Raw genomic sequence first — 13,954 nt, 5'->3', positions numbered from 1 at the left:
TTGTATTACCCGCTTGCTCTTTATCAACCGTATCTTGTATTCAGCGCTTTAATTCGTATCATTAAGCTTCTTGTGGGAAGCATAATCTGTTGCCCCCTATCTCTTTTGTATTACTTTCGAGGTTTACATGGCAAGACTGCCCCTGTATCGCAAAATAGCTGACGCCATTCGAGAAAAGATAATCAGCAAGGATTACAAAGTAGGTGAGGCACTTCCCACCGAGGCTCAACTTTGCAAAGAGTTCTCTGCCAGTCGAGTCACCGTTCGCCAAGCATTAAAGCTGCTCATCGAGAACGAAGAGTTAGAGAGTATTCAAGGCAGTGGCACCTACGTTAAAGAGACCAAAGTCAATTATGATATCTATCAGCAGAGTAGTTTCGCTGAAAAATGGGCACATTTGGAAGGTGTCACGCATAGCGATGTATTGGCCTTTGAAATTCAATCTGCGTCTCTCACTATGGCTGAACATTTAGATATCAACGAAGGTGAACGCATTTTCTATGTTAAGCGTGTACGTTTCCTTGATGAGAATCCAATCACGGTTGAAGAGACTTGGATGCCAGTAGAAATGTTTCCTGATTTGACCTACCAAGTAATGCAGGGATCAAAGTACGAGTTTATCGAGAATCAAAAAAAGCTAGTGATAGATCGAAGCGAACAAGAATTAGTGCCAATCCTACCTCCTGATGAAATAGCGAAGTTGTTAGGTATTAGCACTACCGACCCGATCATTGAGAAACGCACTCGCAGTTACTTACACGACGACACGGTATTCGAATATAGTCGTAACTTCTTTAAATCAAGTGACTATAAGTTCACCTTGGTAGCAAAAAGACATAAACCTAACAGTTAACTTGGATGTTTTAAGTAAAATTGTCGAACGCTAGAAGTAGCACCGTGAAGGTTATGGACAGAAATCATGTAACGCACCAAGGGCTATTTCGTGGTAAGAAATAGTGCTGGCACGCTGACGGTAGTAGGTTGAAAAAGTGATTTAATTCTTGAAAAAGAAAGCGGCTCATAGCCGCTTTTTATTTGACCTGCACTAAATTTAATTAGGTTTCCGTCGTCTTACCCATTCTACTTCATCTACACCAATTCTGTTGAAATCACCGACTAAAGAAGACACTTTATTTTGTATATCCAAGTCTTCTAAGTCACCAATCCAATAATATTTTTCACCTTGCACAGACTCAAATATAGCTAACCCGCTATCTTCATAAGCTTCAACTTTAGCTGCACCTCTAGCATCAAACTCTATATCTTCCAGTTGATAGAACTTTAAGTTTGTTTGTAAATGTACATACGAGTCTCCCTGAGTAATATCGGGGGCTATTAAGTCATACTCACCGTTGTTTGTAGTCAATTTAGCAAACAAGAAATTCCGTTTTTTGTTGACCCGAGCAGTGTCACACTTGGGCATAACACACAAAAAGTATTTATCGTCTTCTACAGACTTAATCAAAGTCCCCTGCGTCAGATAGGGATAGCCTACTCTCATATCTTTATATGTACGTCGAAACGCAGTTAAAGCGGATAGGGCTTGAGAAGACTTCTCTGTAGCCCCTTCTTTCTCACCAAATGCACCAACAATGCGCTCTAGATTAGCAATAGTCTTAACTATCACGTTAGCTCTTTTGCCGCTTGTCTGCTTCTGAATAGCTTTAAACAAACCTTTCCTATTTACAGTAAACCCGTGCTCAAATGACTCTAAAAAGTTTTCTTTGCTTAAGGTAATTTCCTTGTGAGAATCACCCGTAATTTTAGCTTTCTTGTGACGAGTAGAGTATTTAGCTTCTACCCAATCCTTGACCCTATGATACCCAAGAGTTTGTCGATCAACCTGAGCTAGAGCTAATATATTTCTCAAGTACGAGGCGTAATTCTCAAGCATTAGGACTTCAGAGTCTTCTGGGTTTGGCAGTAATGAGCGATGGGCTAAATATCCTGCATCCAAGCTAGAATCAAATTTCGCTAACAATGCTCCTGTATTTTGTCTGACAGTAGTTGCGGCTTTCATCGCAAAACCGGGAACTAACCCGTCAACAAGAACAGCAAATTCTCCCAAAGCCTTTCGAGGCAGTTGTTTTTCTGAAACGGGTCTAAGAGCGTTTATAGCAATATCTTTGTTGTAAAAGACGATATTTAGATGTTCTTTACTAATTGTATATTCAATATCTCTATTTAGGCTCATGTCCTCGAGGTAATTCCACAGCTCATCTCTCATCTGATGAAGATTTGATTCTCCTGTGTAGATGACTATTGTTCTTAGCCTGCCTCCCGACTGTTTATCTTGACCTAAGATTTGTTTAACAATAGCTTTACTATACGTCGAGTCATGATCAACGAGCATCCAATCTAAAATTACAATGTCCGCAGTAGCTACCACTTTTTCTGCTTTCAGAGCAAACTCTTCTGGTTGCTCATCCTCTACAATCTTGGGTTGGTATATCCCCGCAACAACTCCCAAATCATAGAATGCGCTTGTTAGATCTAGCGTATTAAGTCCATGAGTAATTTCTTCAGGCTCATCGACCTCTGCTTCATGATCTGGTTCAAATGTGGCAGCCAGAGGGTCATTAGTATCGTCAGGCTGCTCAATGATTTCGACATCTAAGATATCACGATTTAAACCAGCTCCATCATCTATAATCAGAACAGTTTGGACATAGTCATTAACGATATCCCTACAATGATTTTCAAATGCAGACATCACCCTTGCTCCGTATTTTTTTCACTTATAACAAAACATGGAGAGACATCTGCACCTCCACTAGCTAACTGAATGTCAAATCCCTCATGATTAAGGGATTCTTTACTAATAAATAAACCCATACCACGACCATTGAACTTTCTAGAGAAAGTAAATTCAAATATTCGTTCTCTGTCGATCAGCGCTATCGCAGGACCATTGTTACTTATTAGCAACTGGTCGTTTTTAACATCTAACGTGATTGATTTCTCTTGATTTTCGCTTTCAATCTGAGTGTTTAACCAATAAATTGCATTATCCACTACGTTAATGAATACTGGTAAAAATGATGATGGAAATACGTGAGTTGTCTTAATAATAAACTCTTTAGTAGAAAGCAGCTTAATGTTGTGTCGCTTTAAACGCTCATCAAAAATGTCTCTGAGATAGCTGTCAATTTCTTTACCTGACAGGTCAATCTTACTACGATATAAACGGCGATTTAGTGGGGTAAACATTTTTAAGTAACCGTCTAAATGCTCAAAGCTATGGCTAATATTTTTGTAAAGCCCACCTAACTTAGGGTTTTTATCAGCCCACGGTTTGAGTGAACGTATTGAGTTTCTAACATTGCGTGCAGTACTGCTAAATTCATGTTGAATAATGCCTAGTGACATTCCTAATTGAGCAAATTCATAGTATTGATTTAAAGACTCTTTCACTTGCTCATTTTCATTTTCTAAAGCGGTAAGGATATCAATTGAGTTTGACCCTTCTTCTTTGATATCGTTTAGAACAAGTTCTACTGTTTCGCGCAACTTGGTGAAGTAACTTTCCGTCTGGTCGTTAATATCCTCAAGCTTTTGCTCCCAATTCGATATCATCGCCATAGACTCTTCAGGACTGTATGTGTCTATTGCTGTCGAGTTAATCGCTGTCATTACTTCAGCCAACGCATGTGTATATTCGTTAGATTTCGCTCTCGCTTTCTCTTTTATAACCGAATCTATTTTACTTACATCTTCTTTTAGTTCATTTCTATAGCTAGAAATTGCTCTATTGAGGGACTTTTTTTCTTCCTCGACGAGTTCATTTACTCGTTCACGAACAGAAAAAGTCAAGCCGTGTTTAGAAATATATTCCGCTACTAAAGTATCAACTTCTCTTTTAGCTGGCTCAATTACGTCTTCACTAAGCTTAACTTTGTTCTTTAGGTAAGATTCCCACTCTTTGGTTGCAGTATTACTGAGTCCAACATTTGGTTTAGTCACTTTTATAAATCTATCGATATTCTTCCACTTTTGAGAAACATTGGCTCTAATATCGGAAATAAAATGATATTTCGTTTTATCATCCCAGCTATCGGAAGATTTTTTAAGTTCCGAATACACAAAAGAATTTATAGCCTCAACTTCAGATACGTAGAATCCATTGGATAGTCGTTCGAAAAATTCATCTATTTCTTTCTTGAATTGTTCCTTTTTGTAGGAAACTTGCTTCCTCCTTTTTGCTATTAATTCTTTTTGTGCAATTGCTACCTCTTTCAACTCATTTTTAATAACAGCAAACCTGTCATTCACAGAGTTTTCTCTAAAGAAGTCTTTTGCTAACTGTATAAAAAAGTTTATGAGAATATTCTTAAATTCTTGATAGGCAATATTCTCAATCAAGCCTTCCCTGCCAGCTTTCTCTACAAGACGACTGTTAATATCATGATCAATTTCAATGACTCCAAACATCAACCTGTAAGAGAAAAAGTTATCAGAAGCTCTTCTCGTTCTTCTTTCTTCAAAGCGTAAAAAGTCGAATTCTGGTTTACCATAAGGGAGAACACGAATACCGTCTTTATACAGGTATAGTCCGCCGTATTTATCTAGCTTATCTTTGATATCTTGATAAGAATCGGTTGGGACGAAGCTATCAGAAGGATCGCCCTGTAGATAAGTAAACTTTATTTTGAAAGGACCACACCTAGTTTTTGAACCATAGTTTTCGTTCCAATTGATAATATGCTCTTGAGGCTCTCCTTTATATACAGACACTGTGCCTTTAAACTGACCAAACTCGTCAAACTCGCCTTGGATGAAGTGGTCTCCATCATGAGTATCTTCTTTGGAAAAAAAGCCTTTCTCAATCAACTCCGACGGGTCTGCATTTCCTTGATGCAAACGAAATTTAGTTTTCAATACTTCAGTGTGGTCTGATGACAAAGTGTTAGAAAAGCCCACTAGAATTTTCTGAAGTTCTGTGGTCCCTTTGTCGTTAGGCTTGACATCTAGAGCCAAAGTTTCATCACAAGGCATGATGATGAAGTGTGTGCCTCGTCCAAGACCATCAAGCATGGGAAGTGGAGTCTCTGAATCCCCTTCTCTTTTCCCTTCTTCCCAAGTGCTTTGAGATTTCTTTTGTAGATTCTTAAACAACACGTCGGGAGAAAAAGAAAACAACTTAATGTCTTCTTCGATTAGATCTAAATATGAAGCGGGAATAGCGTCGCCGAGGCTTTTTAAGTGCTCAACTAGTTCATTAGCCATCGACTGTATATCTTGCGAAGACGGTAACTTTCCTTCAGGAAACGTACGAGTAGGAATGACAATTTCCGAAATCCCAATGTCGGGAATTTCGAATTGACTCCAATGGATAAGTGCCACAACCATATCATGCATACCGTCTTCACGTTCTGCACGACTAAGCACAAGCACCTGTCTACCTATGGAAGCAATTGCCAGTCGTCCGATGCCTTTTTCGCCCATGAGCTTGCGCTCAGACATTCCTTCAGGAATGTAATCGGATTTTCTATTAACCCCAAACTTACTTGAAGTACCGATGGTCAACCACTTCTTGTTAAAGTCTTCCTCGGTCATCCCAATACCGTCATCTCGGAGGGTAACAAGGTTTTGATCTTGGAAGTAGTCGATTTCTGCGTGGGTGGCATATGCATCATGAGCATTTTTGAATAACTCATGTATAGCTGTTGGGATACCCGCTATTTGCTGCCTTCCTAGCATGTCGACAGCCCTAGCGCTTACATTCATTTGAGCCATTTGTAACCCAATCTCAATATCTTAGACATAAAAAAAGTGCCTAACATTGTAGGCACTTTATTTACTTCAATCTACTGCATATATCACTTATCAGTACTTTACCGAGTAATGGAGGGACCGCATTTCCTATTTGCCGAGCCTTTTCAGTCGAACTCCCATGAAAATCAAACCAATCAGGGAAAGATTGCAGCCTAGCGGCATGCCTCAAGGTCATACCATGATGCAACCAAGGGTGCATAAATCGACCTTTTGAAGGATTATTGCATCCAGTCGTGATTGTATTACTTGGTAGGTGAATCATAATTCGCCCATAAACATCCTTATGCCCTTTGTATCCGTTTGAATGACATTTTTTTTGATGCTTTTCGCCTGCATCCTCTCTACTACCGTTTAGAGGAGTATCTTTAAACTGACTCACCATCTTGTCTGTAGGCTTCATATGAATATCGCAGATATCATTCTGTTTGAAGGGGTTACCATAAGTCAGACTGGATAGTAATTCGAAAGTCTGCTCTCTGCTGAGCTTAGTCTTTTTTATGAAGTATTCTTGCCAGTATTTCTCATAAAGCTCTAGGGGCACTTTGTCAAAAACACTAGATGCAGTTTCCCAGTTAGGCTTTTTCTCAGACGTGGGAGAAAAATGAGTTGGCTGGGGAGGAAAGTCGACACTCCTACAATCTAAGTCTTTTCGTACTCCATAGATAAACACACGCTTTCTATTCTGTGGAACTCCATAATCCTTTGCGTTTACTGCGTTGCAAAACTTAATTACGTAACCAGCTTTCTGTGCTAACGATAGAAATTTGTTTAAAAATTCTTCGTGGCGTTTCCACAACAAACCTGAGACATTTTCAACCAAGAAGGCTTTTGGTTTGAACTCATTGACAAACTCAAAATATCTCAATAGCAGCGCATTACGCGGGTCGTTAACACCAGCGTTATTAATTCGGTGGGTAGAAAAGCCCTGACACGGTGGTCCACCTAGAATCAAATCCAGCTCACCTTTCTCTAACCCAAGTGAATTTCGAAGCTCTAACGGCTGAACATTATTAATGTCACCATCTTCTGGGCCAGCTCTTAAATCAATATTCAGCTTGCGAGTATTAATAAAGTTTTCTTTGTAGGTATGAGCAGCCGCCTTATCAAATTCGATCGCTGCGAGCACGTCTACCCCTGCCTCGATAGCAGAAAGTGTGAAACCACCGGCGCCGGCAAACAAATCTATCGCTTTAACTGTCATTCAAACTACTCATAAAAAACTTAGCCGGCACATTCTACCGACTTAATCATAAATTACCATTGTTCGCTAAGTTAACAGGCTACAAATCAAACCAATGTGTGCAATCTGTGCACTACTAAACATTGTGCTACGTTTTTACACGGAATAGACTGTATACATATACAGCACAAAGAAATCATATTATGTCTATCCGTAACTTAAAAGATGGTTCAATCAAACCATGGATATGTGACTGCTACCCTAATGGACGCAATGGGAAACGCGTTCGCAGACGCTTTGCCACCAAAGGTGAGGCTGTCGGGTTTGAGAAGTTCACAATGAAAGAAGTGGATCAAAAGCCCTGGCTTGGAATGAGTAGTGATCACAGGCGGCTGTCTGATGTTGTGGATACCTGGTTCAGCCACTACGGCCGAACGCTCACCAACGGCGAAGTCATCTACCAAAAGTTTAACCATATGGTTAAAGCCATGGGTGACCCGCCAGCTTCCTTATTTAACGCCAAGCAATACGCTGAGTTTCGTAGCTTGAGGATGGCTGGCCAAATCAACTTTGTTGATGACCGCTGGCAAAAAGGCGCTCCAAGTGTTTCTACCCTCAATTCGGAGTTAGCGCGCTTTAAGGCGGTTTTCAGTAAGCTAAAAGAACTCGGTGAATGGAACCTCCCCCACCCTCTAGAAGAACTCAAGCCATTCAAAGTAGCAGAACGAGAGATGGCTTTTATTCCTAAAGAGAAGCTTCCCCTACTGCTCGAGCTGGTTGGCCAGCATCAGCGTGGAGACATGCCCAAAATAGTAAAAATATGCTTAGCCACAGGTGCGCGGTGGAATGAAGCGGCAAAACTGCGTGGAAGCCAGCTCAGCAAATACAAGATCACCTATACCAATACTAAAACCAAGAAGAACCGTTCAGTACCCATCTCCAAGGCGCTTTATGAAGAGATCTACAAGCCATGCTCCGGCTTAATGTATGAAGAGTGCTACACCCCTTTCTGAAACATTAGACATGAACCCGCTTGCTGCTCTTGGACTTGAATAATTGATGAGTTTTTATGCAAATCTGAAGAGTGGCGCGAAGCAAAAATGTCTCAGGTGTAGACACTTTGTAGACACTCCCCAAATTTCAGGCAATAAAAGAGCCGCAATCAGCGGCTCTCGATTATTCGTCTTTTTCGAAGTATTGGCTTACTTCTCTTTACCGAATACGTTGTTCTCTTGCTCTTGTACGCGGATGAACGTGGTACGCTTGGTTAGCTCTTTAAGCTTTGCTGCGCCTACGTATGTACAAGTTGAACGTACACCACCTAGGATGTCTGAGATAGTGCCGTGAACACTGCCACGGAATGGCAATAGTACGGTTTTACCTTCAGCTGCGCGGTACTTAGCCACACCACCTGAGTGCTTGTCCATCGCCGACTGAGAAGACATGCCGTAGAATTTCATGAAGGTTTCGCCATCTTTCTCGATGATTTCGCCTCCTGACTCTTCATGACCTGCAAGCATACCGCCTAACATAACGAAGTCTGCGCCGCCGCCAAACGCTTTCGCCACATCACCCGCACATGAACAGCCACCGTCACCGATGATCATACCGCCAAGGCCGTGCGCCGCATCACCACACTCAATGATTGCTGAAAGTTGTGGGTAGCCAACACCCGTTTTCACGCGTGTTGTACATACTGAACCAGGGCCGATACCCACTTTCACAATGTCCGCGCCAGCAAGAATCAACTCTTCACACATATCACCTGTCACAACGTTACCAGCAGAGATCACTTTGTTTGGGAATGCCGCACGTACTCTTTCTACGTACTCAACTAAATGCTCTGAGTAACCATTTGCGATGTCGATACAGATGAAGATAAGTTCTTCTGAAAGTGCCATGATCTCTTTGGTTTTTTCGAAATCAGCATCAGAAGTACCAGTAGAAACAAACACATTGTTTAATGTTTTTTGGTCCGCAGATTCTACAAACTCAGCCCACTGTTCTACTGAGTAGTGTTTATGAACAGCTGTCATAACACCGTGTTCAGCGAGCGCCTTTGCCATTTCGAAGCTACCTACCGAGTCCATATTGGCAGCAATGACTGGAGTACCAGACCATTGACGACCGCTATGCTTGAATGTAAACTCGCGGGTTAACTCAACTTGAGAACGACTTTTAAGAGTAGAACGCTTCGGGCGGAATAGTACATCTTTAAAGCCTAACTTAAGTTCTTGTTCGATACGCATGATAAATTTTCCTGTAAGCAAATTTACGTGTCGTGCGTTTTCGGTAAACGTTGGCAGACGTTTTACTGAGTTTCGGACACAAAAAAACCGGAGCGTTGGCAGACGCTCCGGTTTTCAGCATTATAGGTCGCGATTTATTTCTCGCAAGACTGATATTTTCAAAATTTTTATGCTACAGTTCGGTTAAGTTGCATACCTAGCCGACTGCAACTCACGCCTAAAACACCAATTATCTTTTCAAAACAAACACTTAATAACAGCCACACAAACGTTTGCGCAATCCTTTACGTAGGCAATTAAACCAACCTTTAAACTAAATGTTCGACTCGATGTCTCGTTTTGGTTAAAAACAGTGGTGTAGAGCTCAACGATTTTTCGCCTCTTGAGTAAAAAAATACGTGATTATTTACTTAGAAAGCCCAAAAACTACAGCTTGAAGAACGACAAATGTTGTTTTTGTTTCTCTGCGAGATCAGAAAGCGCTTCACTTGCGGTGGCGCTTTGAGAAATCCCTAACACGTTTTGATTCACCAACTGGGACATATTCGCCATGTTGCCGTTGATTTCTTGGGTAACGTGAGACTGTTGTTCCGCCGCTGTTGCCACCTGCGCATTGACGGCATTAATACTGGTGATAGTTTGCGTAATACCATGCAATGCACCGTTAGCCTGATTAGTAAGTTGGCTACTTTTGTCTAGCATATCCAAGCTTTTTTGCATGCTTTCATTGGCAAGATTCGACTGTTTCTGTAGTTCTTCAATGATGGTTTGAATCTCTACCGTGGAGTCTTGTGTTGTCGCCGCCAATTTTCGTACTTCATCTGCGACAACAGCAAAACCACGCCCAGTTTCTCCTGCTCGCGCCGCTTCTATAGCTGCATTCAACGCCAGTAAGTTGGTCTGCTCGGAGACACCGCGAATCACTTCAATCACGTCATTGACGCGCTCAGATTGAGACTTCAGAGTCATAATAACGTTCGCTGCGTCATTGAGTACTTTGCCCATTTTCACACCTTCCGCATGACTCAGCTCAAATACTTGTTGCCCAGACTTTGCCAACGTATCGGCTTCTTGGGCCGTTAGACCAGCCTGCTGAGCATTAGCACTGACATTGTCGGCAGCACTTGATAGCTCTTTGACAGCAGAAACAATTTGTTCGATTTCTGACAGTTCTTTCTCTGCATTGGATTCTGATTGGGTCATAACCTTAGCCAATACTGTCGAGGCACTGGCAACTTCGTCACTGATGTTCGTTAAGGTACCGACGATCGAATGGAATTGCTTCGCCGTTAGATTAACGTCATTGATTAGCTTTGAGATTTCGTTTTTACCCTTTGCGTCAGCTCGAACTGTTAAGTCACCTTGTGCTAACTGACGCATGACATTTTGCAGGTTGAGTATTGGGCGAACGATCATGCCAGACAGAACCCATGCGACATAAAGCGATATGCCGAATACCGAAGGGAGCAAAATAAGCGTCAGTCGTTTTACTTTTACATTCTGCGCCGCTCTCATCTCGACAAACTCACTTGCGAACGTCGCAATTTGTTGGGAAAGCTGATCAGCCACAATCACCATCTCATCGCCTGCTTGACGATAATTGCTAAGAAAGTCGTTATACTCCTCTCTACTCACCTGCCCTAACTCTTTCGCGTTTGTAAGTTCCACCACTCGCTCAGACTGCGCAATATAGTTTTTCAGCGCATCGCGAACCGGTTTCACCTGTTCGATAAATGTTCCCCGTTGATCAATCAGGGTTAGTTTTGCCTCAATAGCGGACCTTCCATGATCCAATTTGATAGGGAAATCGCTCTGATCTTCACTACCATAGATAACGTTTAACACATTGAGTCTGAGTGTGTATACCTCTTCGTCAAGCTCGTCCAACGTTTCGGTATAAAACATCAGTGATTCGATGATTTCATTGACCACGGCTTCTTCCGCTTGAATGCTTCTCTTGGTGATAAGTAACGCAATAATCAGTGCTAGGGCGGTAAAAAGAACAGGTAACAAAACCTGAGTTCGGATCGAAAAATTATTTAATGATGGCTGCATAATTCACTCTTAGTCAGTCTAAGCTCGCCCTTGTTTGTTATAAGCTCGCATTGGCTAAAAAGGGACTTAAAGCATTTCAAGTAATAGTGTCTGACTGGAGTGAGGTGCTTTTTCGGCAGCAGTATGTCCTGACCAATACTCTAGGTTCAGACGCCATTATATGCAAACCGACTATAGAGCATATACATTCAGATGACTTTAAAAGTTATATTAAACTAGGATACTTAGCCAAAAAAGGCCAAGCTGAGCTTGGCCATTACCACAGAATTTTCAGGCAACTCTGCGATTAAAAATCGTAGCGAACACCAAGGCGTAAGGTATCTTCACCCGTATCCTTGAATCCGTCGGCGTTCGTATCCGTCGACGTTACGCCATTAGAGTAGTAAGAAACATAGGTACGGAAATTACTGTTGAATTTGTAATAACCGACCAGCTCTACACCATCAGTATCATCATATTTACTGCCATTTGCTTGCTTGTTCTCCTGATTGGTGTAAAGCAACGCAGCAGAAAGCTGCTTGGTAAACTTGTATTGAGCCACCACTTCTAAGGCGGTGAACTCTTTGTCGTTCGTCCCTGTCGCTTTATCATCAAGATCACCAATAGAGTAAGTGGCACCAAGATAAAGATTGTCGAGCGTATAACCGAGACCACCAAGCACTTGTGATTGGCTGCCTAGCCCTTTACCTAGATCTGCGGCCGAAAATGCCAAACCAATATCCAACCCAAACGGCGCAGAATAGATCCCGGAAATACCATAGCCATCGGTGTCTTCTTCACTATTGGCTTGGTAGGTCGCCTGTAGTTTGAAAGATTCAAATGCTCCGCGATACGCAACCACACTGTCCTGCTTGTCGCTTGATGAATTATTGACTTGCTGGATCCCAGAGAATTCCGTGATGTCCGTTAGATCAGAGACAATGACAGACGCCATATCTTGACGACCGAACGATAAGGCATGACCATCAAAATCGACTCCTGCGTACATATAGCGGTTTTCAAATTCGTCTTTACCTGTGTCTTGCTCTGCTTCGTACACGCCAAATGCTGTCATGCCTTGGGCTATTTCAGACTTCCCTTTTAAATTCAGACGAGCACGGGTACTGTCATCCATCGTGCCCTGAATTTCAGCCCCCTTTGAGGTACCGATAAAGTCACCTCTAAACTCAACACGGCCACCGACTTGAAATTCGGTACCCTCTGCCTTGTACACGGTCGCTGCCAATGAAGATCCTGATACCAATGCTGCACATACTGCAGACGCTGCCACTGCTAATTTCATCTTACGTTACCTTTTAGTTTTCAATGAGCTTCATGCTCGAATGGGTTAATGCGAGATAAATTAATGTGCCAGCGTGACGCTTTGATGGCTGAACCATGACGGTTAAGTGGCGAAATAATGGAAGTAATGTGACAGGGCATGCCAAAGAAGACCTGCCCTATCGAGATGAAACTGATTGCTAACGTTTGTCTTTAGGCGAGTCCATCACTACCATGGTGGTAATCGACTGAACGTGCCTACACTCACCTAATACATCGGCGTGAAACTTTTTATAACTTGGTAAATCCTTGGTTTCTACACGGAGTAAATACTCGTTGGCCCCCGTAATGTTGTGGCATTCCACCACCTCATCGACAAAACGCACATGCTGTTCAAACTCTTGCTGAGCCTGTTTTCTGTGGCTGGCTAAGCCGATTGAAACATAAGCAATAAATCCGATACCAAGGCGGCTGTTATCCAGAATCACACGGTAACCTTTGATGACTCGCTGCTTCTCCAACTCCTGGACCCGTCGCAGCGTCGCTGATGGCGATAAACCAATACGCTCCGCAAGTTCAACATTGGAGATTCTTCCGTCTAACTTGAGCTCGTGCAATATCCTTTCGTCAAAACGATCCATTTCATCTCTTTATTGTGCAAATAACCAATTAGATTCGAATAAAAACACAAAATTGCTCACTTTTCCACCTAATATAGCCATTGACCGGTCAAGAGAAGCTCATCACGCAACTTTGTTGCGATCACTTTGCAATTAGGAACTCTCATGGAATTTGAACAACTTAGTGCTCTCATTTTATTTGCTTTTGTCTCGACCTTTACCCCAGGCCCCAATAACATCATGTTGATGACGTCTGGAGCCAATGTGGGTTATATGCGCACGCTTCCGCACATGTGTGGGATAGCAGTTGGCTTTGCGTTTATGGTATTGCTTGTTGGCCTAGGCTTGACCAAGATATTTGAAGCTTATCCAACAGCGCATGTCGTACTAAAATACGTCAGCTTGGCCTATCTGGCTTATTTGGCGCTTAAGATTGCGTTAAGTGGTAGAGCCTCAACAGTTGATGACTTTAGACCAATGAGCTTTCTTGCCGCAGCAAGCTTTCAGTGGGTCAACCCCAAAGGCTGGTCAATGGCTCTCAGTTCCGTCACCTTGTATAGCAATGGTGGAAGTTGGTTTGAACTAATGATCATATCAAGTACCTTTTTAATCGTGAACTTTCCCTCTGGTACTTTTTGGATACTGGCGGGACGTGAGCTACAACGTTGGCTAACCAGTACACTTCGTATTCGAAGCTTTAATATCGCGATGGCTACACTGCTCGTCGCCTCAACCCTGCCGATGATCTAGCTGGGCTGAATGTAAATTTACTTAAAGATGCTATCTAACTTGAAATTGTGCTGCTAATCTTAAAC

Annotated in this window: 9 protein-coding genes and 1 pseudogene; 3 read left to right on the top strand and 7 right to left on the bottom strand. The window is 42.2% G+C overall.

What is annotated here, in order from left to right:
• Positions 1-127: 127 nt before the first annotated feature.
• Positions 128-853 carry a GntR family transcriptional regulator gene (locus ACQEXR_RS07685; protein WP_138971116.1) on the top strand — a complete coding sequence of 242 codons (726 nt, stop codon included), beginning with the start codon at positions 128-130 and terminating at the stop codon, positions 851-853.
• A gap of 198 nt (positions 854-1,051) precedes the next feature.
• On the opposite strand, the gene ACQEXR_RS07680 is transcribed toward ACQEXR_RS07685, so the two are convergent.
• The 3 genes from ACQEXR_RS07680 to ACQEXR_RS07670 all read right to left on the bottom strand — a co-directional run bounded on the left by ACQEXR_RS07680 (position 1,052) and on the right by ACQEXR_RS07670 (position 6,976).
• Positions 1,052-2,713 carry a response regulator receiver domain gene (locus tag ACQEXR_RS07680; protein WP_427020058.1) on the bottom strand — a complete coding sequence of 554 codons (1,662 nt, stop codon included), beginning with the start codon at positions 2,711-2,713 and terminating at the stop codon, positions 1,052-1,054.
• Complete coding sequence (locus ACQEXR_RS07675) at positions 2,713-5,736, bottom strand: ATP-binding protein (protein ID WP_427020057.1); 3,024 nt, start codon at positions 5,734-5,736, stop codon at positions 2,713-2,715. Before ACQEXR_RS07675 ends, ACQEXR_RS07680 begins: the two co-directional genes overlap by 1 nt.
• A 61-nt stretch (positions 5,737-5,797) precedes the next feature.
• Entirely contained in the window at positions 5,798-6,976 is a 1,179-nt protein-coding gene (locus ACQEXR_RS07670; protein ID WP_427020056.1) for a DNA cytosine methyltransferase, read from the bottom strand.
• Between the two features lie 182 nt (positions 6,977-7,158).
• On the opposite strand from ACQEXR_RS07670, the pseudogene ACQEXR_RS07665 reads away from it, so the two are divergent.
• Positions 7,159-7,965: pseudogene (locus ACQEXR_RS07665) on the top strand (phage integrase); the annotation flags it as partial.
• 192 nt (positions 7,966-8,157) lie between these two features.
• On the opposite strand, the gene ACQEXR_RS07660 reads toward ACQEXR_RS07665, so the two are convergent.
• From ACQEXR_RS07660 to ACQEXR_RS07645, 4 genes are all read right to left on the bottom strand, one after another.
• The gene (locus ACQEXR_RS07660) at positions 8,158-9,204 is read right to left on the bottom strand and encodes a GMP reductase (RefSeq protein ID WP_427020055.1); all 1,047 of its coding nucleotides are present in this window, start codon (positions 9,202-9,204) and stop codon (positions 8,158-8,160) included.
• A 426-nt stretch (positions 9,205-9,630) separates the two neighbouring features.
• Positions 9,631-11,259: a methyl-accepting chemotaxis protein gene (locus ACQEXR_RS07655; protein WP_427020054.1), complete on the bottom strand. Its 1,629-nt coding sequence runs from the start codon at positions 11,257-11,259 to the stop codon at positions 9,631-9,633.
• 286 nt (positions 11,260-11,545) lie between these two features.
• Positions 11,546-12,541 carry a porin gene (locus ACQEXR_RS07650; RefSeq protein ID WP_426950069.1) on the bottom strand — a complete coding sequence of 332 codons (996 nt, stop codon included), beginning with the start codon at positions 12,539-12,541 and terminating at the stop codon, positions 11,546-11,548.
• A gap of 178 nt (positions 12,542-12,719) precedes the next feature.
• Entirely contained in the window at positions 12,720-13,160 is a 441-nt protein-coding gene (locus ACQEXR_RS07645; protein WP_138971112.1) for an Lrp/AsnC family transcriptional regulator, read from the bottom strand.
• Positions 13,161-13,304: 144 nt separating this feature from the next.
• Between ACQEXR_RS07645 and ACQEXR_RS07640 the strand changes: the two genes are divergently transcribed.
• On the top strand, positions 13,305-13,889 hold the full coding sequence (locus ACQEXR_RS07640; RefSeq protein ID WP_426950067.1) for a LysE family translocator: 585 nt from the start codon (positions 13,305-13,307) through the stop codon (positions 13,887-13,889).
• Positions 13,890-13,954 lie beyond the last annotated feature (65 nt).

The sequence above is a fragment of the Vibrio sp. TRT 2004 genome (assembly GCF_050113735.1).
Lineage (GTDB): Bacteria > Pseudomonadota > Gammaproteobacteria > Enterobacterales > Vibrionaceae > Vibrio.
Note: the sequence above shows the minus strand (reverse complement) of the source record. Positions and strands in the feature narration are given on the sequence as shown.

Coding starts and splice junctions, on each gene's coding strand:
- ACQEXR_RS07650 (WP_426950069.1), bottom strand. CDS start 12,541: ATGAAATTAGCAGTGGCAGCGTCTGCAGTATGTGCAGCATTGGTATCA.
- ACQEXR_RS07655 (WP_427020054.1), bottom strand. CDS start 11,259: ATGCAGCCATCATTAAATAATTTTTCGATCCGAACTCAGGTTTTGTTA.
- ACQEXR_RS07645 (WP_138971112.1), bottom strand. CDS start 13,160: ATGGATCGTTTTGACGAAAGGATATTGCACGAGCTCAAGTTAGACGGA.
- ACQEXR_RS07680 (WP_427020058.1), bottom strand. CDS start 2,713: ATGTCTGCATTTGAAAATCATTGTAGGGATATCGTTAATGACTATGTC.
- ACQEXR_RS07685 (WP_138971116.1), top strand. CDS start 128: ATGGCAAGACTGCCCCTGTATCGCAAAATAGCTGACGCCATTCGAGAA.
- ACQEXR_RS07660 (WP_427020055.1), bottom strand. CDS start 9,204: ATGCGTATCGAACAAGAACTTAAGTTAGGCTTTAAAGATGTACTATTC.
- ACQEXR_RS07675 (WP_427020057.1), bottom strand. CDS start 5,736: ATGGCTCAAATGAATGTAAGCGCTAGGGCTGTCGACATGCTAGGAAGG.
- ACQEXR_RS07640 (WP_426950067.1), top strand. CDS start 13,305: ATGGAATTTGAACAACTTAGTGCTCTCATTTTATTTGCTTTTGTCTCG.
- ACQEXR_RS07670 (WP_427020056.1), bottom strand. CDS start 6,976: ATGACAGTTAAAGCGATAGATTTGTTTGCCGGCGCCGGTGGTTTCACA.